The sequence below is a fragment of the Enterococcus sp. DIV1368f genome (assembly GCF_051712245.1).
Taxonomy (GTDB): Bacteria; Bacillota; Bacilli; order Lactobacillales; family Enterococcaceae; genus Enterococcus; species Enterococcus faecalis.
This window is the reverse complement of record NZ_JBIOON010000001.1, coordinates 2349647-2375000: the sequence shown is the minus strand read 5'-3', so window position 1 is coordinate 2375000 and position 25354 is coordinate 2349647. Positions and strand designations below refer to the sequence as shown.

Annotated in this window: 29 protein-coding genes, 1 tRNA gene and 1 rRNA gene; 29 read left to right on the top strand and 2 right to left on the bottom strand. The window is 38.6% G+C overall.

Annotation, left to right across the window (positions count from 1 at the left end):
• Window positions 1-8: 8 nt before the first annotated feature.
• The 28 genes from rrf to IGL07_RS11495 all read left to right on the top strand — a co-directional run bounded on the left by rrf (window position 9) and on the right by IGL07_RS11495 (window position 22303).
• Window positions 9-124, top strand: a 5S ribosomal RNA gene (rrf, locus tag IGL07_RS11630).
• A gap of 6 nt (window positions 125-130) precedes the next feature.
• Window positions 131-204 (top strand) — tRNA-Asn (locus IGL07_RS11625).
• A 192-nt stretch (window positions 205-396) separates the two neighbouring features.
• A complete protein-coding gene (gene bgsA / locus IGL07_RS11620) occupies window positions 397-1401 on the top strand; it encodes a cell wall glycolipid biosynthesis glucosyltransferase BgsA (RefSeq protein WP_002362375.1) in 1005 nt (334 codons plus the stop codon).
• Window positions 1402-1447: 46 nt separating this feature from the next.
• Complete coding sequence (bgsB, locus tag IGL07_RS11615) at window positions 1448-2671, top strand: cell wall glycolipid biosynthesis glucosyltransferase BgsB (protein ID WP_002389260.1); 1224 nt, start codon at window positions 1448-1450, stop codon at window positions 2669-2671.
• A gap of 72 nt (window positions 2672-2743) precedes the next feature.
• A complete protein-coding gene (locus IGL07_RS11610; RefSeq protein WP_002359377.1) occupies window positions 2744-3634 on the top strand; it encodes an NAD(P)-dependent oxidoreductase in 891 nt (296 codons plus the stop codon).
• Between the two features lie 100 nt (window positions 3635-3734).
• Window positions 3735-3965, top strand: a complete 231-nt coding sequence (locus tag IGL07_RS11605) for a YkuJ family protein (RefSeq protein WP_002379802.1) — start codon at window positions 3735-3737, stop codon at window positions 3963-3965.
• Between the two features lie 389 nt (window positions 3966-4354).
• The gene (gene fabT / locus IGL07_RS11600; protein WP_002362455.1) at window positions 4355-4795 is read left to right on the top strand and encodes a fatty acid biosynthesis transcriptional regulator FabT; all 441 of its coding nucleotides are present in this window, start codon (window positions 4355-4357) and stop codon (window positions 4793-4795) included.
• 15 nt (window positions 4796-4810) lie between these two features.
• Entirely contained in the window at window positions 4811-5776 is a 966-nt protein-coding gene (locus IGL07_RS11595; protein ID WP_002359378.1) for a beta-ketoacyl-ACP synthase III, read from the top strand.
• A 52-nt stretch (window positions 5777-5828) separates the two neighbouring features.
• Complete coding sequence (locus tag IGL07_RS11590) at window positions 5829-6056, top strand: acyl carrier protein (protein ID WP_002356278.1); 228 nt, start codon at window positions 5829-5831, stop codon at window positions 6054-6056.
• Window positions 6057-6192: 136 nt separating this feature from the next.
• Window positions 6193-7149, top strand: a complete 957-nt coding sequence (fabK, locus tag IGL07_RS11585) for an enoyl-[acyl-carrier-protein] reductase FabK (protein ID WP_010817636.1) — start codon at window positions 6193-6195, stop codon at window positions 7147-7149.
• Window positions 7150-7181: 32 nt separating this feature from the next.
• Window positions 7182-8111, top strand: a complete 930-nt coding sequence (gene fabD / locus IGL07_RS11580; protein ID WP_195526219.1) for an ACP S-malonyltransferase — start codon at window positions 7182-7184, stop codon at window positions 8109-8111.
• A gap of 3 nt (window positions 8112-8114) precedes the next feature.
• Window positions 8115-8852 (top strand): 3-oxoacyl-[acyl-carrier-protein] reductase, encoded by a 738-nt coding sequence (gene fabG / locus IGL07_RS11575; RefSeq protein ID WP_002356283.1) that lies wholly within the window; start codon window positions 8115-8117, stop codon window positions 8850-8852.
• An 18-nt stretch (window positions 8853-8870) separates the two neighbouring features.
• Window positions 8871-10106, top strand: a complete 1236-nt coding sequence (gene fabF, locus IGL07_RS11570; RefSeq protein ID WP_002356284.1) for a beta-ketoacyl-ACP synthase II — start codon at window positions 8871-8873, stop codon at window positions 10104-10106.
• Window position 10107: 1 nt separating this feature from the next.
• The gene (gene accB, locus IGL07_RS11565) at window positions 10108-10596 is read left to right on the top strand and encodes an acetyl-CoA carboxylase biotin carboxyl carrier protein (protein WP_010817635.1); all 489 of its coding nucleotides are present in this window, start codon (window positions 10108-10110) and stop codon (window positions 10594-10596) included.
• Window positions 10597-10599: 3 nt separating this feature from the next.
• Window positions 10600-11025, top strand: a complete 426-nt coding sequence (gene fabZ, locus IGL07_RS11560) for a 3-hydroxyacyl-ACP dehydratase FabZ (RefSeq protein ID WP_002356286.1) — start codon at window positions 10600-10602, stop codon at window positions 11023-11025.
• Window positions 11026-11032: 7 nt separating this feature from the next.
• Window positions 11033-12403, top strand: a complete 1371-nt coding sequence (locus tag IGL07_RS11555) for an acetyl-CoA carboxylase biotin carboxylase subunit (protein ID WP_010817634.1) — start codon at window positions 11033-11035, stop codon at window positions 12401-12403.
• A 94-nt stretch (window positions 12404-12497) separates the two neighbouring features.
• A complete protein-coding gene (gene accD, locus IGL07_RS11550) occupies window positions 12498-13364 on the top strand; it encodes an acetyl-CoA carboxylase, carboxyltransferase subunit beta (RefSeq protein ID WP_010817633.1) in 867 nt (288 codons plus the stop codon).
• A 1-nt stretch (window position 13365) separates the two neighbouring features.
• Window positions 13366-14154 (top strand): acetyl-CoA carboxylase carboxyl transferase subunit alpha, encoded by a 789-nt coding sequence (locus IGL07_RS11545; RefSeq protein ID WP_002362363.1) that lies wholly within the window; start codon window positions 13366-13368, stop codon window positions 14152-14154.
• 221 nt (window positions 14155-14375) lie between these two features.
• On the top strand, window positions 14376-14903 hold the full coding sequence (locus IGL07_RS11540) for a YqeG family HAD IIIA-type phosphatase (protein WP_002356296.1): 528 nt from the start codon (window positions 14376-14378) through the stop codon (window positions 14901-14903).
• Window positions 14900-16009 carry a ribosome biogenesis GTPase YqeH gene (yqeH, locus tag IGL07_RS11535; RefSeq protein WP_002381381.1) on the top strand — a complete coding sequence of 370 codons (1110 nt, stop codon included), beginning with the start codon at window positions 14900-14902 and terminating at the stop codon, window positions 16007-16009. The genes IGL07_RS11540 and yqeH overlap by 4 nt, the downstream gene beginning before the upstream one ends.
• A gap of 23 nt (window positions 16010-16032) precedes the next feature.
• On the top strand, window positions 16033-16344 hold the full coding sequence (gene yhbY / locus IGL07_RS11530) for a ribosome assembly RNA-binding protein YhbY (protein WP_002356298.1): 312 nt from the start codon (window positions 16033-16035) through the stop codon (window positions 16342-16344).
• Between the two features lie 17 nt (window positions 16345-16361).
• Entirely contained in the window at window positions 16362-17021 is a 660-nt protein-coding gene (locus IGL07_RS11525; protein ID WP_002365150.1) for a nicotinate-nucleotide adenylyltransferase, read from the top strand.
• Entirely contained in the window at window positions 16999-17589 is a 591-nt protein-coding gene (yqeK, locus tag IGL07_RS11520; protein WP_002356300.1) for a bis(5'-nucleosyl)-tetraphosphatase (symmetrical) YqeK, read from the top strand. Before IGL07_RS11525 ends, yqeK begins: the two co-directional genes overlap by 23 nt.
• A gap of 46 nt (window positions 17590-17635) precedes the next feature.
• Window positions 17636-17974, top strand: coding sequence for a ribosome silencing factor (rsfS, locus tag IGL07_RS11515; RefSeq protein WP_033072556.1), 339 nt, complete (start codon window positions 17636-17638; stop codon window positions 17972-17974).
• A gap of 1 nt (window position 17975) precedes the next feature.
• The gene (locus IGL07_RS11510; protein ID WP_002356302.1) at window positions 17976-18716 is read left to right on the top strand and encodes a class I SAM-dependent DNA methyltransferase; all 741 of its coding nucleotides are present in this window, start codon (window positions 17976-17978) and stop codon (window positions 18714-18716) included.
• Between the two features lie 80 nt (window positions 18717-18796).
• Window positions 18797-19984: a nucleotidyltransferase gene (locus IGL07_RS11505; protein WP_002362361.1), complete on the top strand. Its 1188-nt coding sequence runs from the start codon at window positions 18797-18799 to the stop codon at window positions 19982-19984.
• An 86-nt stretch (window positions 19985-20070) separates the two neighbouring features.
• The gene (locus IGL07_RS11500; RefSeq protein ID WP_002356305.1) at window positions 20071-20790 is read left to right on the top strand and encodes a YebC/PmpR family DNA-binding transcriptional regulator; all 720 of its coding nucleotides are present in this window, start codon (window positions 20071-20073) and stop codon (window positions 20788-20790) included.
• A gap of 682 nt (window positions 20791-21472) precedes the next feature.
• Complete coding sequence (locus IGL07_RS11495; RefSeq protein WP_025189580.1) at window positions 21473-22303, top strand: DUF6287 domain-containing protein; 831 nt, start codon at window positions 21473-21475, stop codon at window positions 22301-22303.
• Window positions 22304-22581: 278 nt separating this feature from the next.
• Here the strand turns inward: IGL07_RS11495 and IGL07_RS11490 are convergent, their stop codons facing one another.
• Entirely contained in the window at window positions 22582-23526 is a 945-nt protein-coding gene (locus IGL07_RS11490; RefSeq protein ID WP_002382461.1) for an endo-beta-N-acetylglucosaminidase, read from the bottom strand.
• Window positions 23527-23683: 157 nt separating this feature from the next.
• Complete coding sequence (locus tag IGL07_RS11485) at window positions 23684-24265, bottom strand: YdcF family protein (RefSeq protein WP_002376454.1); 582 nt, start codon at window positions 24263-24265, stop codon at window positions 23684-23686.
• A 121-nt stretch (window positions 24266-24386) separates the two neighbouring features.
• On the opposite strand from IGL07_RS11485, the gene IGL07_RS11480 reads away from it, so the two are divergent.
• Window positions 24387-25250 carry an aminoglycoside 6-adenylyltransferase gene (locus IGL07_RS11480; protein ID WP_010817631.1) on the top strand — a complete coding sequence of 288 codons (864 nt, stop codon included), beginning with the start codon at window positions 24387-24389 and terminating at the stop codon, window positions 25248-25250.
• The last annotated feature ends 104 nt before the right edge of the window (window positions 25251-25354 follow it).

The window sequence follows — 25354 nt, the reverse complement described above, 5'->3', positions numbered from 1 at the left end:
ACACCCAGTGTGGTGGCGATAGCGAGAAGGATACACCTGTTCCCATGCCGAACACAGAAGTTAAGCTTCTTAGCGCCGATTGTAGTGAAGGGTTTCCCTTTGTGAGAGTAGGACGTCGCCACGCGATTATTCCGGCATAGCTCAGTTGGTAGTAGCGCATGACTGTTAATCATGATGTCGTAGGTTCGAGTCCTACTGCCGGAGTTGAGCAAAAGCAAAAACCAACTTGGTTTTTGCTTTTTTTGTTTTATTCACTATTTTTTGATAAGCTTGAAGAAGGGACTTTAAAAACATTTATAAGATTAAAAGGATCCTACCGAAGAATGAATACATCAAATTTTAGCTATGGTATAATGTGTTTATTATAGTTAGTAAAGCAGAAAAGGAGGAGCGGGTTTGAAAATATTGTTATATTTTGAAGGTGAGAAAATCTTAGCCAAATCAGGTATTGGTCGAGCATTAGATCACCAGAAACGAGCGCTCTCTGAAGTTGGAATAGAATATACATTAGATGCTGATTGCAGTGACTATGATATATTGCATATTAATACATATGGCGTAAATAGCCATCGTATGGTCAGAAAAGCACGCAAACTAGGAAAAAAAGTTATTTATCATGCCCATTCGACAGAAGAAGATTTTCGTAATTCCTTTATTGGGTCTAATCAACTGGCACCATTAGTAAAAAAATATCTTATCAGTTTGTATTCCAAAGCGGATCATTTAATTACACCAACACCGTATTCTAAAACATTGCTAGAAGGATATGGCATTAAAGTGCCTATTTCGGCGATCTCAAATGGTATTGATTTATCACGCTTTTATCCTTCAGAAGAAAAGGAACAAAAATTCCGAGAATATTTTAAAATAGATGAAGAGAAAAAAGTAATTATTTGTGTGGGATTATTTTTTGAACGCAAAGGAATCACTGATTTTATTGAAGTTGCGCGACAGTTACCAGAGTATCAATTTATTTGGTTTGGTGATACACCAATGTATTCTATCCCAAAAAATATCCGACAATTAGTTAAAGAAGATCATCCAGAAAATGTTATTTTCCCAGGTTATATTAAAGGAGATGTCATCGAAGGGGCCTATGCGGCAGCGAATCTCTTCTTTTTCCCTTCTCGTGAAGAAACGGAAGGAATTGTTGTTTTAGAAGCATTAGCTAGTCAGCAACAAGTTTTAGTGCGTGATATTCCAGTTTATCAAGGCTGGCTAGTAGCTAATGAAAATTGTTATATGGGTCATTCTATTGAAGAATTTAAAAAATATATTGAAGGCTTATTAGAAGGGGAAATACCTAGCACTAGAGAAGCAGGCTATCAAGTAGCAGAGCAAAGAAGTATCAAGCAAATTGGTTACGAGTTAAAAGAAGTCTACGAAACAGTCTTATCTTAACAAATATTGAAGGCAGTTATTGTTAGATGAAATGGAGGTAATGAGAGTGAAAATTGGTTTTTTTACTGATACGTATTTCCCGCAAGTGAGTGGGGTAGCGACTTCTATTAAGACCTTAAAAGATGAATTAGAAAAGCACGGCCATGAAGTGTATATTTTTACGACAACCGATCCTAACGCGACTGATTTTGAAGAAGATGTCATACGAATGCCTAGTGTGCCATTCGTGTCTTTTAAAGATCGCCGAGTAGTGGTTCGCGGCATGTGGTACGCCTATTTAATTGCCAAAGAGTTGGAATTAGATTTAATTCATACACATACTGAATTTGGTGCGGGTATTTTAGGGAAAATGGTTGGGAAAAAAATGAAAATTCCTGTCATCCATACGTATCATACAATGTATGAAGATTACTTACATTATATTGCTAAAGGAAAAGTTGTCCGTCCATCACATGTTAAATTCTTTTCAAGAGTGTTTACAAATCATACGACAGGTGTTGTTTGTCCCAGTGAACGTGTAATTGAAAAATTACGGGATTATGGAGTGACCGCACCAATGAGAATTATTCCAACAGGGATCGAAATTGATAAGTTTTTACGTCCCGATATTACTGAGGAAATGATCGCTGGAATGCGTCAACAACTAGGTATTGAAGAGCAACAGATTATGTTGTTATCGTTAAGTCGAATTTCTTATGAAAAAAATATTCAAGCAATTATTCAAGGGTTACCACAAATTATTGAAAAATTACCACAAACTCGTTTAGTAATAGTTGGAAATGGTCCCTATCTAGAGGATTTAAAAGAATTAGCAGAAGAACTAGAAGTCAGTGAATACGTTCAATTTACGGGTGAAGTGCCAAATGAAGAAGTCGCCATTTATTATAAAGCTGCTGACTATTTTGTCAGCGCCTCAACGTCGGAAACACAAGGCTTAACTTATACAGAAGCGATGGCTGCTGGCGTTCAATGTGTTGCAGAAGGGAACGCCTATTTAAATAATTTATTTGATCATGAAAGCTTAGGCAAAACTTTTAAGACAGACAGTGATTTTGCCCCAACATTGATTGACTATATACAAGCAAATATTAAAATGGACCAAACTATTTTAGATGAAAAATTATTTGAAATTTCTTCTACAAACTTTGGCAACAAAATGATTGAATTTTATCAAGATACATTGATTTACTTTGATCAACTTCAAATGGAAAAAGAAAATGCGGACTCAATTAAAAAAATTAAAGTAAAATTTACATCTTTAAGAAAATAAACTGCAAAACTTTCCTCCTTCGTTTATACTGAAGGAGGAAAGTTTTTTATTTTAAGAACGGAGGAAGCTACTATGTCTAAAATCGGCTTTATTGGAACGGGTGTCATGGGAAAATCAATTATTCGTAACATGATGAAAAACAATTTATCTGTCAATGTTTACAATCGAACAAAAAGTAAAACAGATGATTTAGTTGCTGAAGGAGCAGTTTGGTATGATACGCCAAAAGCAATTGCGGAAGCGAGTGATATCATTTTTACAATGGTTGGCTTTCCTTCAGATGTTGAAGGCGTGTATTTTAATGAAACAGGGATTTTTCAAGCAGATCTTACAGGTAAAATAGTAGTAGATTTAACCACAAGTACGCCCACCTTGGCTGAAAAGATTGCCAAAAAAGCAGCAGAAGTGGGTGCTCATGCGTTGGATGCGCCAGTTTCTGGTGGTGACTTAGGTGCTAAAAATGGTACTTTAACAATTATGGTTGGTGGCGATCAAGAAAGTTATGAGACCGTCTTACCAATTTTCAAAACATTTGGCAAAACGTTTATGCTACATGGCTCAGCTGGAAAAGGGCAACACACTAAGATGGCGAATCAGTTAATGATTGCAGGCACAATGACCGGGTTGACTGAAATGCTCGTTTACGCAAATGCGACAGGATTAACTTTAGAAAAAGTTCTGGAAACGGTCGGTGGTGGCAGTGCTGCAAACTGGTCATTAAGTAATTATGGACCGCGTATTTTAAAAGAAGATTATACGCCAGGCTTTTTTGTTAAACATTTTATCAAAGATTTAAAGATTGCGTTAGATGAAGCAAAAAAACTTGACCTTCCATTGCCAGCGACGCAAAAAGCGACAGAATTATATGAAAGCCTTGCAGATAAAGGATTTGAAAATGATGGCACACAGGCCTTAATTAAGCTTTGGTGGACAGATGGCAAGCAACCAACGAATAAAAATTAAAGAACAACAAAAAAATCAAAAAAAATGACGAAAAATCATGCAAGTTAGGCAATGTTTTGTTACAATGGTACAGAACTAGTTTGCAAAAGGAGGCCCACTGATGAAACATTCACAACTTGTGGCGATTATTAAGAGACTGGAAGCAATGATCGAAGCAGCAGATAATGAAGTACAAGTACGCCGCTTTGAACGTGAAGGCGTAGAGAAATGTATTGTAAGTTTTGATAAATCAACAGAAACATTTGAATTAACAGAATCTGATACGCACCAAAGCTATCAATTCGATAACATCGATATTGTAGCAATGGAAATTTACGACTTAATTCAATAATTAATCGTCCTACATTTTAATAAGGGAGTGGAGTAGAAGCACCAAAGCTTCTGGTTCACTCTCTTCTCGTATTATCCAGTCAAGTTGTAGCAATAGCTTAGTGGGAGTTTAAGAATTATATAACAAAAATCACTGGCACTTCTCAATCAGGGGAGTGCCAGTGATGCTTTTTAGTTGCACTTCTTTCCTTTTTCTGTGAAAATAGTTTGGGTATCAAAGTAATTGATCCTTTTTTTAAAAGCCTCGTCCCTTGAAAATGCGCCTTTTTTGAAATATTTGAAGAATATTTCATTAAAAATATAGAAAATTCTCTTGCATTCTTTGCTTATTTACGATATAGTTTGAACATCAAATGTTTTGATAATCAAAGTATATGGATGGTGCACAGAATGGAACCTAATTTAGAAACAGTCAACGATTACTTAGTCAGTGTCTTTAATGACATCTTAACGATTGAAGAATCTGAATTGAAAAAATCACAATTTAATGATTTATCCATTACGGAGATGCACACAATCGAAGCAATTGGTATGTACAAGAAAAAAACGTCTTCAGAAGTAGCCAAGGAACTGTCAATTACCGTCGGAACACTTACTGTAGCGATTAACAACTTAGTTAAAAAAGGCTATGTTGAACGTTTGCGTAGTGAAGATGATCGACGTGTAGTAAAGCTTGGCTTAACCAAAAAGGGAAAATTACTTTTTAGAGTCCATCAGCATTTTCATCGTGAAATGGTTAAAAACATTTTGAAAGGCATGGAGCAAGAAGAAGAACAAGCGCTGTTAAGAGCACTAAAAAATCTTCATGATTTCTTGCAAGAATACAAATAAAAAGTGAGGATCCCCATGAAGAATTATGCACGAATTAGTTGTACAAGCCGTTATGTTCCAGAGAATTGTGTCACGAATCACCAACTGAGTGAAATGATGGATACCTCTGATGAATGGATACATTCGCGAACAGGCATTAGTGAACGTCGCATCGTTACGCAAGAAAATACGTCTGATTTATGTCATCAAGTCGCAAAACAGTTATTGGAAAAATCTGGAAAGCAAGCAAGTGAGATTGACTTTATTTTAGTCGCAACAGTGACACCAGATTTCAATATGCCTTCTGTTGCTTGCCAAGTGCAAGGCGCAATTGGCGCCACTGAGGCCTTTGCTTTTGACATCAGTGCAGCGTGTTCTGGTTTTGTCTATGCCTTAAGCATGGCAGAAAAACTAGTCTTAAGTGGTCGTTATCAAACAGGTCTAGTAATTGGTGGCGAAACATTTTCCAAAATGTTGGATTGGACCGATCGCTCCACAGCGGTGCTTTTCGGTGATGGGGCTGCCGGCGTCTTGATTGAAGCGGCTGAGACACCGCATTTTCTAAATGAAAAATTACAAGCAGATGGACAACGGTGGGCGGCTTTAACGTCAGGCTACACGATCAACGAAAGTCCTTTTTATCAGGGGCATGAGCAGGCTAGTAAGACGCTACAGATGGAAGGACGTAGTATTTTTGATTTTGCGATTAAAGATGTTTCACAAAATATTTTATCACTCGTGACGGACGAAACCGTGGATTATCTTCTACTACATCAAGCAAATGTGCGCATTATCGATAAAATTGCACGTAAGACGAAGATTTCCCGCGAGAAGTTTTTAACGAATATGGATAAATATGGCAATACCTCAGCTGCTAGCATTCCTATTTTGTTGGATGAAGCAGTTGAAAATGGGACCTTAATTTTAGGTTCCCAACAACGCGTGGTGCTAACAGGATTTGGCGGCGGCTTAACATGGGGCTCACTGCTCCTAACGCTGTAAAAAACTGTTCACATATAAATGAAGAAAATGACTATTTTGGAGGAATATACACATGGTATTTGAAAAAATTCAAGCAATTATCGTAGAAGAATTAGGAAAAGATGCTGAAGAGGTACAATTAACTACAAACATTCAAGAAGAATTAGATGCGGATAGCTTAGATTTATTCCAAATCATTAACGAAATCGAAGATGAATTTGATGTGAAAATCGAAACAGAAGATGGCATCCAAACCGTTCAAGATTTAGTAACATATGTAGAAAAACAACAAGCAAACTAATACATGAAAATAGGGGGCTGGGACATTTAATTGCTAAATGACCCAGTCCCTAAAAAAACAAGTAAATAAGCCGGAAAAATCCTTTTTTACTTGAATGAAGTGTACTTATCTTAGAACTAAAGGACGTATAAAATCAATGAATCAACAGTTATGTGAGTTGCTTGGAATCAATTATCCCATTTTTCAAGGCGGTATGGCTTGGGTAGCCGATGCTTCATTAGCAAGTGCTGTGTCAAACGCTGGTGGATTAGGGATTATTGCTGGCGGTAATGCCCCAAAAGAAGTCGTAAAAAAAGAAATTAAAAAAGTTAAAGAATTAACGGAGCAACCCTTTGGTGTCAATATTATGTTACTTTCACCTTTTGCCGATGAAATTGTCGATTTGGTTTGTGAAGAACAGGTTCCTGTCGTAACGACAGGTGCAGGCAATCCAGCCAAATACATGGCTCGTTTTAAAGAACATAACATTAAAGTAATCCCAGTAGTTCCTTCTGTTGCTTTAGCAAAAAGAATGGAAAAAATTGGTGCCGATGCTGTCATTTTTGAAGGAATGGAAGCTGGTGGACATATTGGCAAGTTAACCACTATGAGTGGCTTACCGCAAATCGTTGACGCTGTGACAATTCCTGTGATTGCAGCAGGTGGGATTGGTGATGGTCGTGGTATGGCTGCGGCCTTTATGTTAGGTGCTGAAGCAGTCCAGTTAGGCACACGTTTTTTAATTGCCAAAGAATGCAACGTTCATCCAGATTATAAACAGAAAGTTTTAAAGGCACGTGATTTAGATGCAGTAATTACCTGTCAACATTTTGGCCATCCGGTGCGTACTTTAAAAAATAAATTAACTGCTCAATATAATCAATTAGAAAAGCAAGAACTTCAAAAAGAAGTACCTGATTTAGAAATGTTTGAAAAGATTGGTCAAGGCGCTTTGCGCAAAGCTGTCGTTGACGGGGATATGGATTACGGTTCCGTCATGGCGGGACAAATTGCCGGGTTAATAAAAAAAGAAGAAACAGCCCAAGAAATCATTGATTCACTCATGTCTGAATGCAAAGCGATTGTACATAAGATGAATCAGCGTTGGGGCTAAGTGAATAATTTTAACAAAAAATGAGGTGTCGTATGAAAACAGCGATTTTATTTAGTGGACAAGGAGCCCAGTATCAAGGGATGGGTGAAGAATTATATCACCAAGAAGCGATTGTTCGGGAAACTTTCGATGAAGCAAGTCATATCTTAGGTTATGAGATGGCAGAACTTTGTTTTACTGAAAATGAACGTTTAAATGAAACAGAATATACGCAACCTGCTATTTTAACAGTCAGTGTCGCATTTTACCGTCTTTTGCAACAAAAAGGACTAACGCCTGATGTCGTAGCGGGTTTAAGCTTAGGGGAATATAGCGCATTGGTTGCCAGCGGGGCTTTGCGTTTTTCAGAAGCAGTGGCCTTGGTCCAAAAGCGCGGTCAGTACATGACAGAAGCAGCACCACAAGGAACTGGCAAAATGGTTGCTGTCATGAATGCTGAGCGTGAAGTAATTGAGAAAGCCTGCCAAGAAGCCAGTGCTTTCGGAATTGTGGCTCCAGCAAATTTTAATACACCACAACAAATCGTGATTGGTGGTGAGGTTGCTGCTGTTGATCAAGCGATGACACTTCTCAAAGAAGCTGGTGTGAAGCGAATGATTCCGTTAAATGTGAGTGGTCCTTTCCATACGGCGCTGTTACAACCAGCATCAAAAAAATTGGCTCAGGATTTAGCAAAATTGAACTTTCAAACGATGCAAATTCCTGTCATTAGTAATACGACTGCCGAAATTATGCCCCAAGAGGCAATTCAAGCGTTATTGGAAAAGCAAGTCATGTCTGCGGTACGTTTTGAAGACAGTATCGAAACGATGAAGGCTATGAACGTGGGAACGATGATTGAAGTTGGTCCAGGGAAAACATTAACTGGTTTTGTTAAAAAGATTGACAAAACGATTGAAATGCACCGTGTGGAAGATGTTGCAACATTAACAGAAACGTTAACAGCACTTACTGGGAGGTAAAAAATGGAATTAACAGGGAAAAACGTATTTATTACTGGAAGCACTCGTGGGATTGGCAAAGCAGTTGCGTTGGCTTTTGCGAAAGAGGGCGCCAATATTGTTTTAAACGGTCGGAGTGAGATTACGCCAGAACAACGACAAGAAATTGAAGCCTTTGGGGTAAAATGTATTGGCCTTTCTGGAGATATTTCCGATTTTGATGCAGCAGGTGAGATGATTCAAGCAACCGTTGACCAATTAGGCTCGATTGATATTCTGGTGAATAACGCTGGGATTACGAATGATAAATTATTATTACGAATGACAAAAGAGGATTTTAATGCCTGTTTAGATATTAACTTGGTAGGAACTTTTAACATGACCCAACAAGCGGTTAAACGTATGATGAAACAACGAAGTGGTCGGATTATTAATATGGCTAGCGTTTCCGGTTTAATGGGAAATGTTGGTCAAGCAAACTACGCTGCGAGTAAAGCGGGTGTCGTTGGTTTTACTAAATCGGTGGCACGAGAAGTTGCGCCGCGCGGTATTACCTGCAATGCGATTGCACCAGGGTTTATCCAAACAGAAATGACGGATGTTTTATCGGAAAAAGTTAAAACACAAATGAATGCGCAAATTCCCTTACAAACGTTTGGGCAAGTCGAAGATGTCGCAGCTACAGCGATTTTCTTAGCTAAAAGTCCCTATATTACTGGGCAAGTCGTGAATGTTGATGGCGGCTTAGTCATGCACGGATAAACGAAAGGAGTCAAAAGGATGAATCGAGTAGTTATTACCGGTTACGGTGTCACCTCGCCGATTGGCAATGAACCTGAGACTTTTTTAGAAAGTTTGAAAACAGGGAAAAATGGTATCGGACCGATTAGTAAATTTGATGTTAGTGAAACAGGTGTAACCTTAGCAGCTGAAGTGAAAGACTTTCCAATGGAAAAATATTTTGTTAAAAAAGATGGCAAACGCATGGATAAGTTTTCGTTATTTGGCATTTATGCGGCCTTAGAAGCAATGGCTATGAGTGGCTTGGATACCAGTCAACTAGATGTGGATCGGTTTGGCGTTATGGTGGGTTCCGGGATTGGTGGTTTGGAAACAATTCAAAATCAAGTAATTCGGATGCACGACAAAGGACCTGAACGTGTGGCACCGTTATTTATTCCAATGGCGATTGGAAACATGGTGGCGGGAAATATTGCTTTACGTGTTGGTGCCAAAGGAATTTGTACTTCAACAGTGACGGCTTGTGCTAGTGCAACTCATTCAATTGGGGAAGCGTTCCGCAATATCAAACATGGCTACTCCGATGTCATTATTGCCGGTGGAGCAGAAGCGCCAATTACAGAAATCGGTATTTCAGGATTTGCTTCCTTGACCGCTTTAACAAAGGCGACTGACCCAGAAAAAGCCTCAATTCCCTTTGATAAAGAACGTAGTGGATTTGTGATGGGAGAAGGAGCGGGTGTCTTTATTTTAGAATCATTAGATCATGCTCTAGAACGAGGCGCAACTATTTTAGGTGAAGTGGTTGGCTATGGTGCTAATTGCGATGCCTATCATATGACATCACCAACACCAGATGGGAGCGGCGCAGCGAAAGCCATGGTACTAGCAATGGAAGAAGCGGGGATTTCTCCAGAAAAAATTGGCTATATTAACGCCCATGGAACAAGCACACAAGCCAATGACAGTGCAGAATCTAAAGCAATTGAATTGGCTTTAGGTGATGCCGCAAAAACGGCGTATGTAAGTAGTACGAAGAGTATGACGGGACATCTCTTAGGCGCCGCTGGTGGAATTGAAGGAATTGCTACCCTAAATGCTTTACAACATCAATTTATTCCGCCAACCATTAATGTGGAAAATCAAGATGAAGCAATTACGGTGAACGTTGTTTTAAACGAAAGCAAAGAGCATAAATTTGATTATGCTTTAAGTAACTCGCTAGGCTTTGGTGGCCACAATGCAGTTATTTGCTTAAAACGCTGGGAGGATTAACATGCAGTTAGAAGAAGTAAAAGCATTATTAACACAATTTGATCAATCAACTTTAACCGAATTTGATTTACGAGAAGGCTCGTTTGAATTATATATGAATAAAAATACAGTTTCTGGACGAAGTGCCGTAGAACCAGTGGCGCAACCACAAGAAACACCAGTAGCCGCTAGTGGTGTGTCAGTGCCTGTTGAAACAGTTTCTGTCGTTGAAGAAACGCCAACCAATACACCAACAGCCAATGGAAAGACAGAAGAAATTACGTCACCCATTGTAGGAATCGTTTATTTACAACCAGCACCAGATAAAGAAAACTTTGTCAAAGTAGGAGACACTGTTAAAACGGGTGACGTTGTGTGTATCGTTGAAGCGATGAAATTAATGAATGAAATTACGGCGACAGTTGACGGTGTGATTACTGAAATATTAGTCAACAATGAAGATGTGGTTGAATTTGGTCAGCCGCTATTCCGAGTTGCTAAAGGAGAATAAAATATGAAATTAACAATTACAGAAATTCAAGAAATTTTACCACATCGCTATCCCTTTTTATTATTAGATAGTGTTGAAGAAGTCATTCCCGGGGAACGCGTTGTAGCGAAAAAGAATGTAACGGTTAATGAGCAAGTTTTTCAAGGTCATTTTCCTGGGAATCCTGTTTTGCCAGGAGTTTTAATTATTGAATCGTTGGCTCAAGCAGGTGCCGTGGCATTACTTTCAATGCCTGAATTCAAAGGGAAAACGGCATACTTTGGTGGATTAGATAAAGCAAAATTTAGACAAAAGGTAACACCAGGCGACACATTAATTTTAGAGGTTGAACTTTTAAAAGTCCGCGCTTCTGCTGGAATGGGTAAAGGTGTGGCAAAAGTTAATGGAAAAAAAGTTGCCGAGGCTGAATTAACCTTTATGATTGGATAGGTGAAAAATGTTTTCGAAAGTATTAATCGCAAACCGCGGAGAAATCGCTGTTCGTATTATTCGTGCCTGTCGCGAATTAGGCGTCCAAACAGTTGCTGTTTACTCTGAAGCGGATCAAGAAGCGTTACACACACAGTTAGCAGATGAAGCCATTTGTATTGGACCGGCGAAAGCAACTGATTCTTATTTAAATGTTCAAGCTGTTTTAAGTGCAGCGATTGTTACCAATGCTGAAGCGATTCATCCAGGGTTTGGTTTCTTATCTGAAAATAGTCAATTTGCTTCAATGTGCGAAGAATGCAACATTACTTTTATCGGTCCTAAAGCAGAAACGATTGATGCAATGGGCAATAAAATAAACGCACGTCAACTGATGCAAAAAGCCAAGGTACCTGTTATTCCTGGGAGTGATGGCGTCATTAATTCTGTCGAAGAAGCGTTGACGATTGCTGAAGAAATTGGTTACCCAGTGATGTTAAAGGCAGCTGCTGGTGGTGGCGGAAAAGGAATCCGAAAAGTTCTTTCAAAAGAAGAGTTACCGAAACACTTTACTTCAGCGCAGCAAGAAGCCAAAGCCGCATTTGGTAATGATGATATGTATTTAGAAAAAATTATTTATCCAGCACGTCATATCGAAGTACAAATTTTAGGTGATCAATATGGGCATGTGATTCACTTAGGGGAACGTGATTGCTCACTACAAAGAAATAATCAAAAAGTGTTAGAAGAATCACCATCGATTGCTATTTCTGAGGAAAAGCGTCAGATGTTAGGCGAAACGGCCGTTCGAGCAGCACAAGCTGTGCATTATGAAAATGCTGGAACCATTGAATTTTTGATGGATCCAGCTGGCGACTTTTATTTCATGGAAATGAATACCCGCATCCAAGTCGAACATCCAGTTACGGAAATGGTAACAGGGATTGATTTAGTCAAAGCACAATTAGAAATTGCTTCAGGTGAACCTTTAGGCTATACCCAAGAGGATGTTACCATGACTGGGCATGCGATTGAGTGCCGAATTAACGCTGAAAATCCTGCCTTTAATTTTGCTCCTTCACCAGGTAAAATTCAAAATCTCTTGTTGCCTAGTGGTGGAATGGGCTTGCGTGTAGACAGCGCTATGTATTCAGGGTATTCAATTCCACCTTATTATGATTCAATGATTGCGAAAGTCATTGTACATGGTGAAAATCGTTTTGATGCCTTGATGAAAATGCAAAGGGCTTTAAATGAAATTGTAACAGAAGGTATTATTACGAATGCCGAATTCCAATTGGATTTAATTACACATGACAATGTTTTGACAGGTGACTATGACACAAGCTTTTTACAAGAAACATTTCTACCAAATTGGGAGCCAGAAAGCAATCATTAAAGAAAGAACGCCGCAAGAGCTCTCTTGCTTGGAAAGATCATTGATCTTTTGAAAGAAGCTGTGCTCTTGCCGCTAAAATACGAGGAGTAAGCAAATGGCATTATTTAAAAAGAAAAATTACATTCGCATTAATCCAAATCGTGCTGATGCAAATGATGCATCAAAGAAGCCTTCTGTTCCAGATAATATGTGGGCAAAATGCCCTTCTTGTAAGCGAACACTGTATACAAAAGAAATGGGTGCAGAAAAAATCTGTCCGCATTGCGGCTATAGTTTTCGGATTGGTGCATGGGAACGATTAGCGATAACCGTTGATGAAAAAAGTTTCCACAATTGGGACAGTGAATTAGTGACAAAAGATCCACTAAATTTTCCAGGTTATCTTGAAAAAATTGAAAAAATGCAAGAAAAAACTGGACTAGATGAAGCTGTCTTAACGGGAGAAGCAATAATCGAAGGACAAGCTGTTGCAATAGGAATCATGGACGCTAATTTTATCATGGGCAGTATGGGAACGATTGTTGGTGAAAAAATCACACGCTTGTTTGAGCGGGCGACAGAAAAGCATTTACCAGTGGTGATTTTTACTGCATCTGGTGGTGCCCGTATGCAAGAAGGAATTTTTTCATTGATGCAAATGGCGAAAATTTCGGCCGCTTTGCAACGGCATAACAAAGCAGGCTTGCTGTATCTTACGGTATTGACTGATCCAACGACTGGCGGTGTTACCGCAAGTTTTGCGATGGATGGCGATATTATTTTGGCAGAGCCTCAGAGTTTAATCGGTTTTGCTGGCCGCCGTGTAATTGAACAAACGATTCGTCAAGAGTTGCCAGATGATTTTCAAAAGGCCGAGTTTCTTTTAGAACATGGTTTTGTAGATCAGATTGTGCCAAGAAATCTTTTGCGTCAACGATTGAGCGACTTGTTACGTTTACATTCTTTGGAAGGGTGGCGCTAACATGGAAAAGAAAACAGCCAATGATGTTGTTACCTTGGCAAGAGCCCAAGATCGTTTGACAACTTTAGAATATATAGAAGCCATTTTTGAGGACTTTTTAGAATTTCATGGGGATCGTTACTTTGCCGATGATTTAGCTGTAGTCGGTGGTGTTGCTACTTTGCAAGGTAAACCAGTTACAGTGGTAGGTATCCAAAAAGGTCGAAATCTACCAGAAAATATTGAACGTAATTTTGGTTCACCTAATCCTGAAGGGTATCGCAAAGCGTTACGTTTAATGAAACAAGCGGAAAAATTTAATCGCCCAGTCATTACCTTTGTGAACACTGCTGGTGCCTATTGTGGGATTGGTGCCGAAGAGCGGGGAGAAGGGGAAGCCATTGCGCAAAACCTGTTAGAGATGTCTGATTTGAAAGTGCCAATCATTTCAGTCATCATTGGTGAGGGCGGTAGTGGCGGTGCTTTAGCTTTAGCAGTCGCAGATGAAGTTTGGATGTTGGAACACACGATTTATGCGGTTCTTTCGCCAGAAGGTTTCGCCTCTATTTTGTGGAAAGATGGCAGTCGTGCGAAAGAAGCAGCAGAATTGATGAAAATCACAGCGACAGAGCTGAAGGAATTAGCTATTGTAGATAAAGTAATTCCAGAAGTTATGAACGGTCAGCCTCTGGAACAAGCAAAAATTAATCGCATGTTACAAAAAGCGTTCATTTCAAAATTAACTGAATTAGCTAAATTAGATACGGAAACGTTACTAGAAAAAAGATACCAACGTTTTCGCAAATATTAGAAGTTACTACTCATCAACGAACTTTTCAGGGGTTGATGGGTGGCTTTTTTTATTTTTTCTTTTATTTTACTTGTTCTTTTACAAGGAACGACCGTCCTTTATAGAAATTTTCAGTAAAATGCAGTATAATACAATAGGTAGAGACTGAAGCATAATTGTTTAGTTATGTTTCAGTCTCTTAAAATCGAAGAAACTACATAGTGTCAGTGAGAGGAGTCACGATGTTTTCAAAATATAAACCGACATGGATGATTGATGCGATTTATAAAATTACCCCCGCACAATTAAAAAAACTAGGGATTAAGGCAGTACTAACTGACTTAGATAATACGTTAATTGCTTGGAATAATCCCGATGGAACAGAAGAATTAAAAACTTGGTTATTAGAAATGAAAAATGCAGGAATTACTGTCCTCGTTGTTTCAAACAACAAAGACAGCCGGATTAAACGCGTTGTTGAAAAGTTTGACTTAGATTATGTAGCACGTGCCTTGAAACCAACCGCACGTGGCTTCAAATTAGCAGAAAAAAAATTAGGCTTGAAGCCATCTGAAATGTTAATGGTCGGCGATCAGATTATGACAGATATTCGGGGAGCTAACGCAGCGGGTATACGCAATGTTTTAGTTCAACCGATTGTCGATACAGATGGCTGGAATACTAGAATCAATCGGTTCTTTGAACGGAAAATTATGAAATACTTATCAAAAAAACATCCAGAAATGACATGGAGAGGCGGATTAGAATGACAGAGGCAATTCATTGTATTGGCTGTGGTGCGATTATCCAAACGGAAAATCCTCATGAATTAGGCTATACACCAAAAACAGCTTTCGAAAAAGGAATGGAAACAGGGGAAGTTTATTGCCAACGTTGTTTTCGCTTAAGACATTATAATGACATTCAAGATGTCCAATTAACAGACGATGACTTTTTACGTTTATTGAATGGTTTAGGAACAGAAGATGCACTGATTGTGAACGTAGTGGATATTTTTGACTTTAATGGCTCTCTTATTCCAGGACTGCATCGTTTTATCGGAGATAATCCTGTGTTGTTAGTTGGCAATAAAGTGGATATTTTGCCTAAATCATTAAAAAAACCTAAAATGGTTCAATGGATGAGAGAACGGGCCCATGAAGCAGGATTACGCCCTGTTGATGTTTTACTAACAAGTGGCAAGAAACCACAAGAAATGCAAGAGTTATTAGATACGATCGAAAAATATCGTGAAGGCCGAGACGTTTATGTCGTAGGTGTGACCAATGTTGGAAAATCAACATTAATCAATCAAATCATTCAACAAACAGTGGGTGTTCAAGATGTGATTACGACATCACAATTTCCTGGAACAACGCTAGATAAAATTGAAATTCCATTAGACGATGGCCACTTCTTAATTGATACGCCAGGAATTATTCACCGTCATCAAATGGCACATTACCTAGGTAAAAAAGACTTGAAAATTATTGCACCGCAAAAAGAAATCAAACCGAAAGTTTACCAATTAAATGCTGAACAAACCTTGTTTTTAGGTGGCTTGGCTCGCTTTGATTATGTCCAAGGTGCTAAAAGTTCCTTCATTGCCTACGTTTCCAATGACTTAAATTTACACCGAACAAAAACAGCAACCGCCGATGCTTTTTATGAAAAACATGTTGGTGGCTTATTGCAGCCCCCACGTGCCGATGAAGTCGCTGAGTTTCCTGAATTAGTGCGCTTTGAATTTTCCGTGAAAGAAAAAACGGATATTGTGTTTGCTGGTCTAGGTTGGATTACTGTCACAGAACCTGGTGTAGTCGCTGGTTGGGCGCCTAAAGGTGTCGATGTTTTACGTAGAAAAGCATTAATTTAAATTTTAGAGAGAAGGCAAACAATTTGAAACTTAGAGGAAAACAAAAACGTTATTTACGTAGTCAGGCACACCATTTACAACCTATTTTTCAAGTAGGCAAAGGTGGTTTGAATGACGCAATGATTACACAAATTGATGAAGCGTTGGAAAAACGTGAATTGATTAAAATTACGTTATTACAAAATACAGATGAAGTAGCAGAAGAGGTTGCAGAAGAACTAACAGCAGCCATTCATTGCGATGTGGTACAAATCATTGGTCGCGTGTTGGTCTTATTCAAGCCATCAAGTAAAGAAAAATATCAAAAAATTTCAGCAGCAGTCAAAGAGATTTAATATTGGAGGGATGAACAATGGGAGAAAAAAGACAAGCGCGTCAAGGAGCGGACGTTCTCTTGCAAGAGGAACCGTTACGTTTTCAAACAAGAAAGCAAGTCGGCTTGTTAGGTGGTAATTTTAATCCCGTTCATTTAGCACATCTTGTCATGGCCGATCAAGTTCAAAATCAACTAGGTTTGGACAAAGTTTACTTAATGCCTACGTACTTACCACCACATGTAGACGAAAAGAAAACAATTAGCAGTGAACATCGGTTAGCGATGTTAGAACTAGCAGTGGCTGATAATCCCTGCTTAGATATTGAGCCAATTGAATTAATTCGCAAAGGCAAAAGTTACACATATGATACGATGAAAGCTTTAAAAGAAGCCAATCCAGATACTGATTATTATTTTATAATTGGTGGAGATATGGTGGAATACTTGCCCAAATGGCATCGGATTGATGACTTACTCCATTTAGTTCAATTTGTCGGCATTCGGCGTCCTAATTATCCAACAGAATCTACCTATCCAATTATTTGGGTCGATGTTCCGCAGATGGCGATTAGTTCCACTTTGATTAGACAAAAAGTCAAAAGTGGTTGCTCAACACGCTATCTTCTTCCAGAGAATGTGATAAACTATATCCAAGAGAAGGGACTGTATCAAGATGAGCTGGATAACAAATTATGATGCTGCACAACGTGAATTATTAATGCAAAAAGTTCAAATGCAAATGAGTGAACGTCGCTTTCGCCATGTGTTAGGAGTCGAGGAAACAGCTGTGGCCTTGGCAGCGAAATATGGTGCCGATGAAGCGAAAGCAAGTATTGCTGCTTTGACGCATGATTACGCCAAAGAACGTCCAAACGATGAATTCGAGTTGATTATTCGCCGAGATGGTTTTGATTTGGCTTTATTAAACTATGGCAATGAAATTTGGCATGGCTTAGTTGGGGCGGATATTGTTCAACGGGAATTAGCCATTGATGACGAAGAAATCTTGCAGGCAATTCGTGTGCATACAACTGGGGCTGCTAAGATGAGCTTGCTAGATAAAATTATTTATGTCGCAGATTACATTGAACCAGGACGTGATTTTCCAGGTGTGAAAGAAGCCCGTGAAATTGCCCTTGTTGACTTAGATGCAGCGGTTGCTTATGAAACGAAACATACCTTGTTACATTTGATTGAACAAGAACATAAAATTTATCCAAAAACGTTAGAGACCTACAATCAATGGGTCGTTAATCAAAAATAAAAGAAGAAAGAATTACTAGGAGGGAACTATCATAGATAGCCAGAAAATTTTAGAAATTGCTGTCAAAGCAGCAGATTCAAAACGAGCAGAAGAAATTGTCGCATTAGACGTAAGAGAGATTTCATTATTAGCAGATTATTTTTTAATTTGCCAAGCCAATAGTGAACGTCAAATCAATGCGATTGTTGATGAAATTAACGAACAAGAAGCCAAAAATCAAGTAGAAGTCAAACGTGTGGAAGGTAAAGAAGGCGGAAAATGGATTTTAATCGATTTAGGCGATGTTATTGTCCACGTATTCCAATCTTCAGAACGTGCCTTTTACAACTTAGAAAAATTATGGTCAGATGCCCCAATGGTTGATCTAAGCGCTTGGGTCGACTAAAATGGCCTATGAAACGTTTGCTTTCGTCTATGACGAAGTGATGGACGAAAGCCTATACCAAAAATGGTTGGATTTTTCCAATCGTCATCTCCCACAAGGAACCCAACAAATTCTTGAAATGGCTTGTGGTACAGGCGCTTTAGCAGTTGATTTTGCGAAAAGTGGTTACGATGTGACGGCCTTAGACTTATCAGAAGAAATGTTGATGATTGCTAGTGAACGAGCCTTTGAAGAAGAAGTACCAGTTCAATTTGTTCAGGGAAATATGCTAGATTTATCTGAAGTGGGACAATACCAAGCCATCACTTGTTTTTCTGATTCACTGTGCTATATGGCTAATCGCCAAGAAGTACAACAAGTGTTCGATGAAGTTTATCAAGCGTTAGAAGAGGAAGGAACATTCATTTTTGATGTTCATTCTACTTACAAAATTGATTCAGTTTTTCCAGAATATAGCTATCATTATCAAACCGAAGAGTTTGCTTTTCTATGGGATAGTTACGCTGGTGAAAAAGAACACAGCATCGAACATTTCTTAACATTTTTTGTGAAAGAACAGGAAACAGATGAACACTTTGTTCGGTATGATGAATTGCATCAAGAACGAACCTATTCGTTAGATAACTATTTACGAATGTTAGAAAGTGCTGGTTTCATGAACGTCAAAGTTTATGCAGATTTTACAGATGAAGCACCAACTGAAACAAGTGAACGCTGGTTCTTTGTTTGTCAAAGAGATTAATAAGATTTGGCTTATGAGCTTGGGACAGCGCTTAAAAACGTTTGTCTCTTTGCTGATAAGTCCATTTTTTTATAACGGAGGTGGCTAGAGTGAAAGCCTGTGGCATTATCGTGGAATATAATCCCTTTCATAATGGACATCGCTATCATGCCCAACAAGCTCGCCAACAAAGCGGAGCTGAAGTAGTAATTGCTATAATGAGTGGGAATTTTTTACAAAGAGGAGAACCAGCCTTACTAGATAAGTGGGCCAGAGCAGAAGAAGCTTTGCAAAATGGTGTGGATTTAGTCATTGAATTGCCGACAGCTTGGTCGGTACAGTCTGCGGATTACTTTGCCAAAGGCGGTATAAAGTTATTGCAGGCGTTGCAATGTGAGAGCTTATGTTTTGGAACAGATAGTACAAGCGCAATTGATTATGCGGCTTTCGGCCAGTTTGTCCAAGAAAACCAATCCTTAATTGATCAAACGTTCCACGCATTGACAGATAAACAATTGAGTTATCCACAAAAAATGACTGCTGTTTTTCGTCAAGTATATCCTGAAAGTAGGTTCGATTTTTCTTCGCCTAATCATATTTTGGGGATGAGTTATGCAAAGGAAAATGCCACGTATCCAACCCCGATGACGCTCTACCCAATTGCTAGAAAACAAGCGGGCTTTCATGATGCAACGATTTCTGGGAAAGTTGCTAGCGCCACGGCGATTAGGCAAAGTGTTTTTCAACAAGAAATAACGCAAGTGCTGCCAACGGTTCCTTCTATAACCGCACAACATTTACAAACACAGACAATGATTTCATGGGAAAACTATTGGCCCTTCCTAAAGTATAAAATTGTTCAGTCCTCGTTAGAAGAGTTACAAGCCATTTACCAAATGACGGAAGGACTTGAATATCGACTAAAAGATCAAATCCAAGCAGCAGGTTCTTTTCACGAATTAATGGAACGTATGAAAACGAAGCGTTATACTTGGACAAGGTTGCAACGATTAGCAACCTATATATTGTTAAATATGACCAAAGAAGAAGTTGAAACTGTTTGGCAAAACAGTTATCTCCATGTGCTAGGATTTACGCCAAAGGGACAAGCTTATCTAAAAGAAACCAAAGCACAAATTCAATTGCCGGTAATTTCCAAAGTATCTAAAGAAAACCGCGCTATGCTTTCGTTAGATATTCGCGCCAATCAACTATATCAGATGGGAGATTCTTCTTTAAAAGAACAAAATTTTGGTCGGTTTCCCTTACGATTTTCGCCAGATACCTAAAAAATACTTAACAAAAATCAGTTTCCCCAGTATAATAAACAAGGGATAAGATACTAACAACAAATCAGAGAAAGCGAAGTGAGAATATGGGCCGTAAATGGGCAAATATTAAAGAGAAAAAAGCTGCCAAAGACGCAAACAATAGCCGTGTTTATGCAAAATTCGGGATTGAAATTTACGTAGCAGCGAAGTCAGGAGACCCTGATCCTCATGCAAACCAAAAATTACGGTTTGTAATCGAACGCGCCAAAACATACAATGTACCAAAACATATTATTGATCGCGCTATTGAAAAAGCAAAAGGTTCAGCAGATGAACAATATTCTGAATTACGCTATGAAGGATTTGGGCCAAATGGTTCAATGGTCATTGTTGATGCTTTAACGAACAACGTGAACCGAACAGCAGCAGATGTGCGGGCCGCATTTGGTAAAAACGGCGGAAACATGGGTGTCAGCGGTGCTGTTTCCTACATGTTTGATAATACAGGTATCATTGGCTTTGCTGGTGACGATGCGGATGAAATTTTAGAATACTTAATGGAAAAAGATATTGATGTTCGCGATGTTGTTGAAGAAGACGGTCAAATTATCGTTTACACAGAACCAGAAGATTTCCACCATGCACAAGAAGCGTTAAAAGAAAAAGGCATTGAAGAATTCACGGTTACTGAGTTAGAAATGGTTCCACAAAACGAAGTAACATTAGAAGGCGACGATTTAGCGAACTTTGAAAAAATGTTAGACGTTTTAGAAGATTTAGAAGATGTTCAAAAAGTCCATCATAATGTAGATTTACCTGAATAATCCATTTGTTCGTTTATTTGAAGATTTAGAAAGAGGTCGGGACAGAAGTGTTTAACTCCGAGAACCACGTAGGTACTGTTCAACATCTATTTGCTTTGCAAATAGTGTTTCTCAGCAATAAGAAGGAATTTCCGAAAATTGTCATAAAACACAACGAGGTACGAGTTGATGTTGCATGATACCTACCCGGTGTTCTTTAATTTTTGGAGACCAAGTAGGTATTGTTCATCATCGAAACACTACGTTCTTCGTGATTCTCAACAATTTCGGCTTATTTCCGAAGGACCTTCACCAAGTAGGTACGATGATTTCATCTGTTCATGCTTCACAGTGAAACATCGCAACTCTTAGAGCTGTAGCTCTTTTGAAGGCTGTACTGTGACGAGACGCATGTCGAGAAAACACCTTAGAAGTTGTTGAGATCGGAGCAACGCGTAGTGTTGCTTCTGTTCCCGCCGTTTATTAGTTTTTGAGCGTGGAGCAAAAATCCAAAGTGATTTTTGTCCCACGCTCTTTTTTTCATATAATACATAGAAAAAAGAAAGTTGATTGATAGGTCCATGTGACACAAAGCATTCAATGACAGGATTAACTTTTGTCTGTTCCATAAATATTTGTCTAAACAGTTGAATTAATAGTACAATAGTCTAGTAAGATAGATCATTGAACGGGGTGAATAGGCGTGAAAAAGGGAATGTTAGCGTTTTTTGTCGGGCTAGCGGTTTTATCATTAACTGCTTGTCGGGAACCAAAAGAAAAGAAAGTAACCGCTTCAACTGAGGCATTCTCTAAAGTTGAAGAGACGAATGAAAAAACCAGTGAAACAATTGATAAGACAAATGAACAAGCGAGCAGCAGTATCGAGTCTAACGAATCAGTGAAAAGTGAAGAGTCTGCAGCTGATGAAAACAACAGTCAGCTAACCACAGCTGATTTAGATACTACAGCGATTAATGCTGGCGATTTTACTACTTTAGTTGGAACATGGAAAAATGGTAAAGGAGAGAGTTTGATCATTCATCCTGATGGTAGTACAAATACCGGAGGAATGATTACGAAGGATTCACCTACTGATGAGTCGCGACCAATTACAAGCTTAAGTATTAGGTGGGGGCCTACTGGTGCTGCGTTATTATTATATAAAATTGGTGTTGAAAATCCTAACGGCGACCAATCGGATAAGACGAAACCACGATTGTTAATTACTCAAGATAGTGGAAATTATCCTGCGGAAGAGTATTACTATCGTTCTTCTGAAGAGGAAAATCAAGACCAAAATGAAGAGGCAAAAATCATCGATACACAAGAAAAAGCAGAGACATATATTAGAAAGACACTGACTGATGCAGAAAATAATGATACGAACCTTGGATTTTTGGGTATGAATGGAAATGACTTCTTTTTTAGAGCCCAATCGAAACAGATGGTTGCAAATGGAGGGACAGGAACTGTCGGTTTTTACAGAGTATCACCACAAGGAGCAGTCAGAATAACGGATGCACGAGGCAACTAAAGATAGTCTCGTGGCAATCTATTTAATTCCTATAAAAGTAGCAAAATAAGAATGAAATGATCACAAAATCTTCACATTTAGTTTGTAAGATATAAGCATATCAACAAACAACCTTAACAACACAAAACACTTTTTCATTTTTAACTCCTTTCCCGTCCTTACCCAAAGGGCGGGTCTTTTTTTGTGTAAAACTATTCGCTCAAGATACCAAAAAGCCAGCTTGTAGTAAGCTGGCTTTTAACTCTTTACATGTTGGCGCTTGTAGACACGAGATAATATTAAGGTGTTGGAACAGTTGGTGAATAGTTCGTTTTTCGACCATAAAGTTCTTGTGTCGCCGCCGAGATATACGCAGATGAATCTTTTCCTGGGAGGTTATACATTAGATAAATACCATATTGCTCCGCTTTTGTACGTTTAGCATATTGCGCAGCTAGATTTTGATTGACACCAACTTCAACGGCAGAAGCACCTAAACGAGAAGCAGGCATCCCCGCAATTTGTGGCGGATTCCAGGTACTATAATAAGGATTCCAAGCATAATCAATTAAAGAACTCATTTGAGGATTAGCAGAAGAGTTCGCAGCCGCTGGTCCAATATTATAAAAAGTAATTAATTTATCATTGCCTAAGCGATTTCTTAAGGCTTGAAGTAACCAAATGAACGAAGAATTATTTGGTTGAGGCGTCCCATTTTTTCCGTATTCAGCATACTCATCATCAAAATCAATACCATCTAAATGATACGTATTAACGACTTGTTCTAATTGAGCTGCAAAGGCATCCGCACTTTCGTAAGTTGGGAAGTTAGCAAAGCCAGCACCTTCATGGTTGCCTAAAATAGACAATAGGACTTTAGTGCCGCGTGCTTGAACTGGACGAATTTGTGTTTCAGCTTCGTTTAAAGTTTGTTGGACCCGTTCATTTAGATATAAGTAAGGTTTTTTATTGACCGTGTCATAATTAATATTGGCTGCAAAAATAATCCCCATATCAAAAGCAGGTTGATTGGTTCCAGCTAAAGTATATTTTCCCACATTGTTAAAATCGTGGTTATTTACTTCTACATACATGACTGTTTTAGGTGTAACAGTTGATGCTGCTTGTACTTCAAATGCAGGTAGTGCAAACAGTAACCCGCCGACTAAAAGTATCAAACTTAAAAAAGTTGAAATAATCCCTGTTTTCTTGTTAAAAAAATGAGTGCTCAATTGATGCCCCATAACTTTCTCCTCCTATAAAATAAATATTATTTGTAAGCGCTAACAAAGATATGTTATCATTTTTATAATTTAAACACAAGAAGAAGAGAACAAAAGTGAGCAAATCCACAGAATATAAAAGCGTCCTTCGCAAAATGGTCTTGCGAAGGACTCTCTTTTACCAATCAAAGAGTAAGGCATAGCCTAAAGAAAGCAGCTCTCGGCCAAAATTTTTGATATCTTTTGGAAAAGAAGAAGCCGCAGTGATGCCTGAAACATTTGAGATGCCTGCTCGCTTGGCTAAAAGTTGCGAGCGGTACATGTGAAAGTCACTAGTAACAATCACTAGCCGTTTAAAAGAAAGGAGTTTTTCTGAATTGACAATATTTTCTTTGGTGCGTGTGGCACGATTTTCTAAGAGAATCTGTTTTTCTGGAACACCTTTATTTAGCAAGTATTGTTTCATAACCGCGGCTTCCGTAGCCGGCTCATCTGCTCCTTGCCCTCCGCTAACAATAACGGGTGTCTCGGGGTGTTGTTTAATATAGGGGATAGCCACATCTAACCGAGCTTGCAAAACACGGCTGGGCAGTGCGGTTTCTTTAGACGTTCCTAAAACACGGGCCCCTAAAATTAAAATAGCATCTGGTTTATCGGTGGGTTGCGTATTTTTGCCAGTAAAAATAAGTAGACCTAAAATCAAAAGAATACAAAAGCCAAAACTGACAATGGATAAACTTGTTATTTTTAACCAATGCATGAAACATCCCTCCTTGTAATGTTAGTGTATACGAAGTACCATAGAAAAAGCGATAGAAAACAAAAGACTTATAAAAAAATCTATGTTTTAATAGAAACTTTTGAAGAGAGGGAGCGAGTGAATGCGTACAGAAGAAGAAATGTTTCAACTTATTATGGATGTAGCAAAACAAGAAGAACACATTCGAGCCGTGGGAATGGTGGGTTCTCGCACGAATGTGAAAGCGCCAAAAGATAGTTTTCAAGATTTCGACATTGTTTATATTGTAGAACCATGTGCTGAGTTTTTTGAAACAGCAACGTGGACAGCAAAATTTGGTCAACCATTAATTATGCAACGTCCCAAGGAAATGACCTTATTTCCCACAGAACCAAAGACGCGGGAAACATTTTTAATGTTATTTGAAGATGGTCAACGTATCGATTTAACGTTGTGTCCTCTCTCAGAAAAAGATAATTGGCATGAAGGTGATTCTTTAGCAATTATCTTGTTAGACAAAGATGAAAATTTGCCGCCTTTACCTGTAGCATCTGACAAAAATTATACAGTAACAGTTCCGAATCAGCAGCAGTTTAACGATTGTTGCAATGAATTTTGGTGGGTTAGTACGTATGTAGTTAAGGGGCTTTGTCGGAATGAACTATTTTACGCTGTCACACATCTCTATGAATATTGTCAGCAGGAACTGTTGCGCTTGCTTTCTTGGCAAGCGGCTTGGCAGGAACCGGAGCCAATTTCTGTTGGGAAACAATTTAAGTATCTGAAAAATTATGTCACTCCTGACACGATGGATCAATTAGCATCGTTGCTGGATTTTTCTAGTAAAGAAGCTTGTTGGAACAGCTTAATAAAGACACAAGCCTTTTTTGACGTCGTCGCTCAGGATTTTGCTAAAATGGCCCAGTTTACGTATCATTTACAAGAAGCAAAAAAAGTCACAGAGTATACAAATTCTTTAAGATTAAAGGATTTACAAGGAAAATAAGCTGAAAACAACGTAAAAATAGTGTATAATTGAAAAAATTAATCTGCGAGAGAAAGGGAAGTTTTTTTGATTGTAGATCACCGCAGTTGTTTGTTGCCTAGACT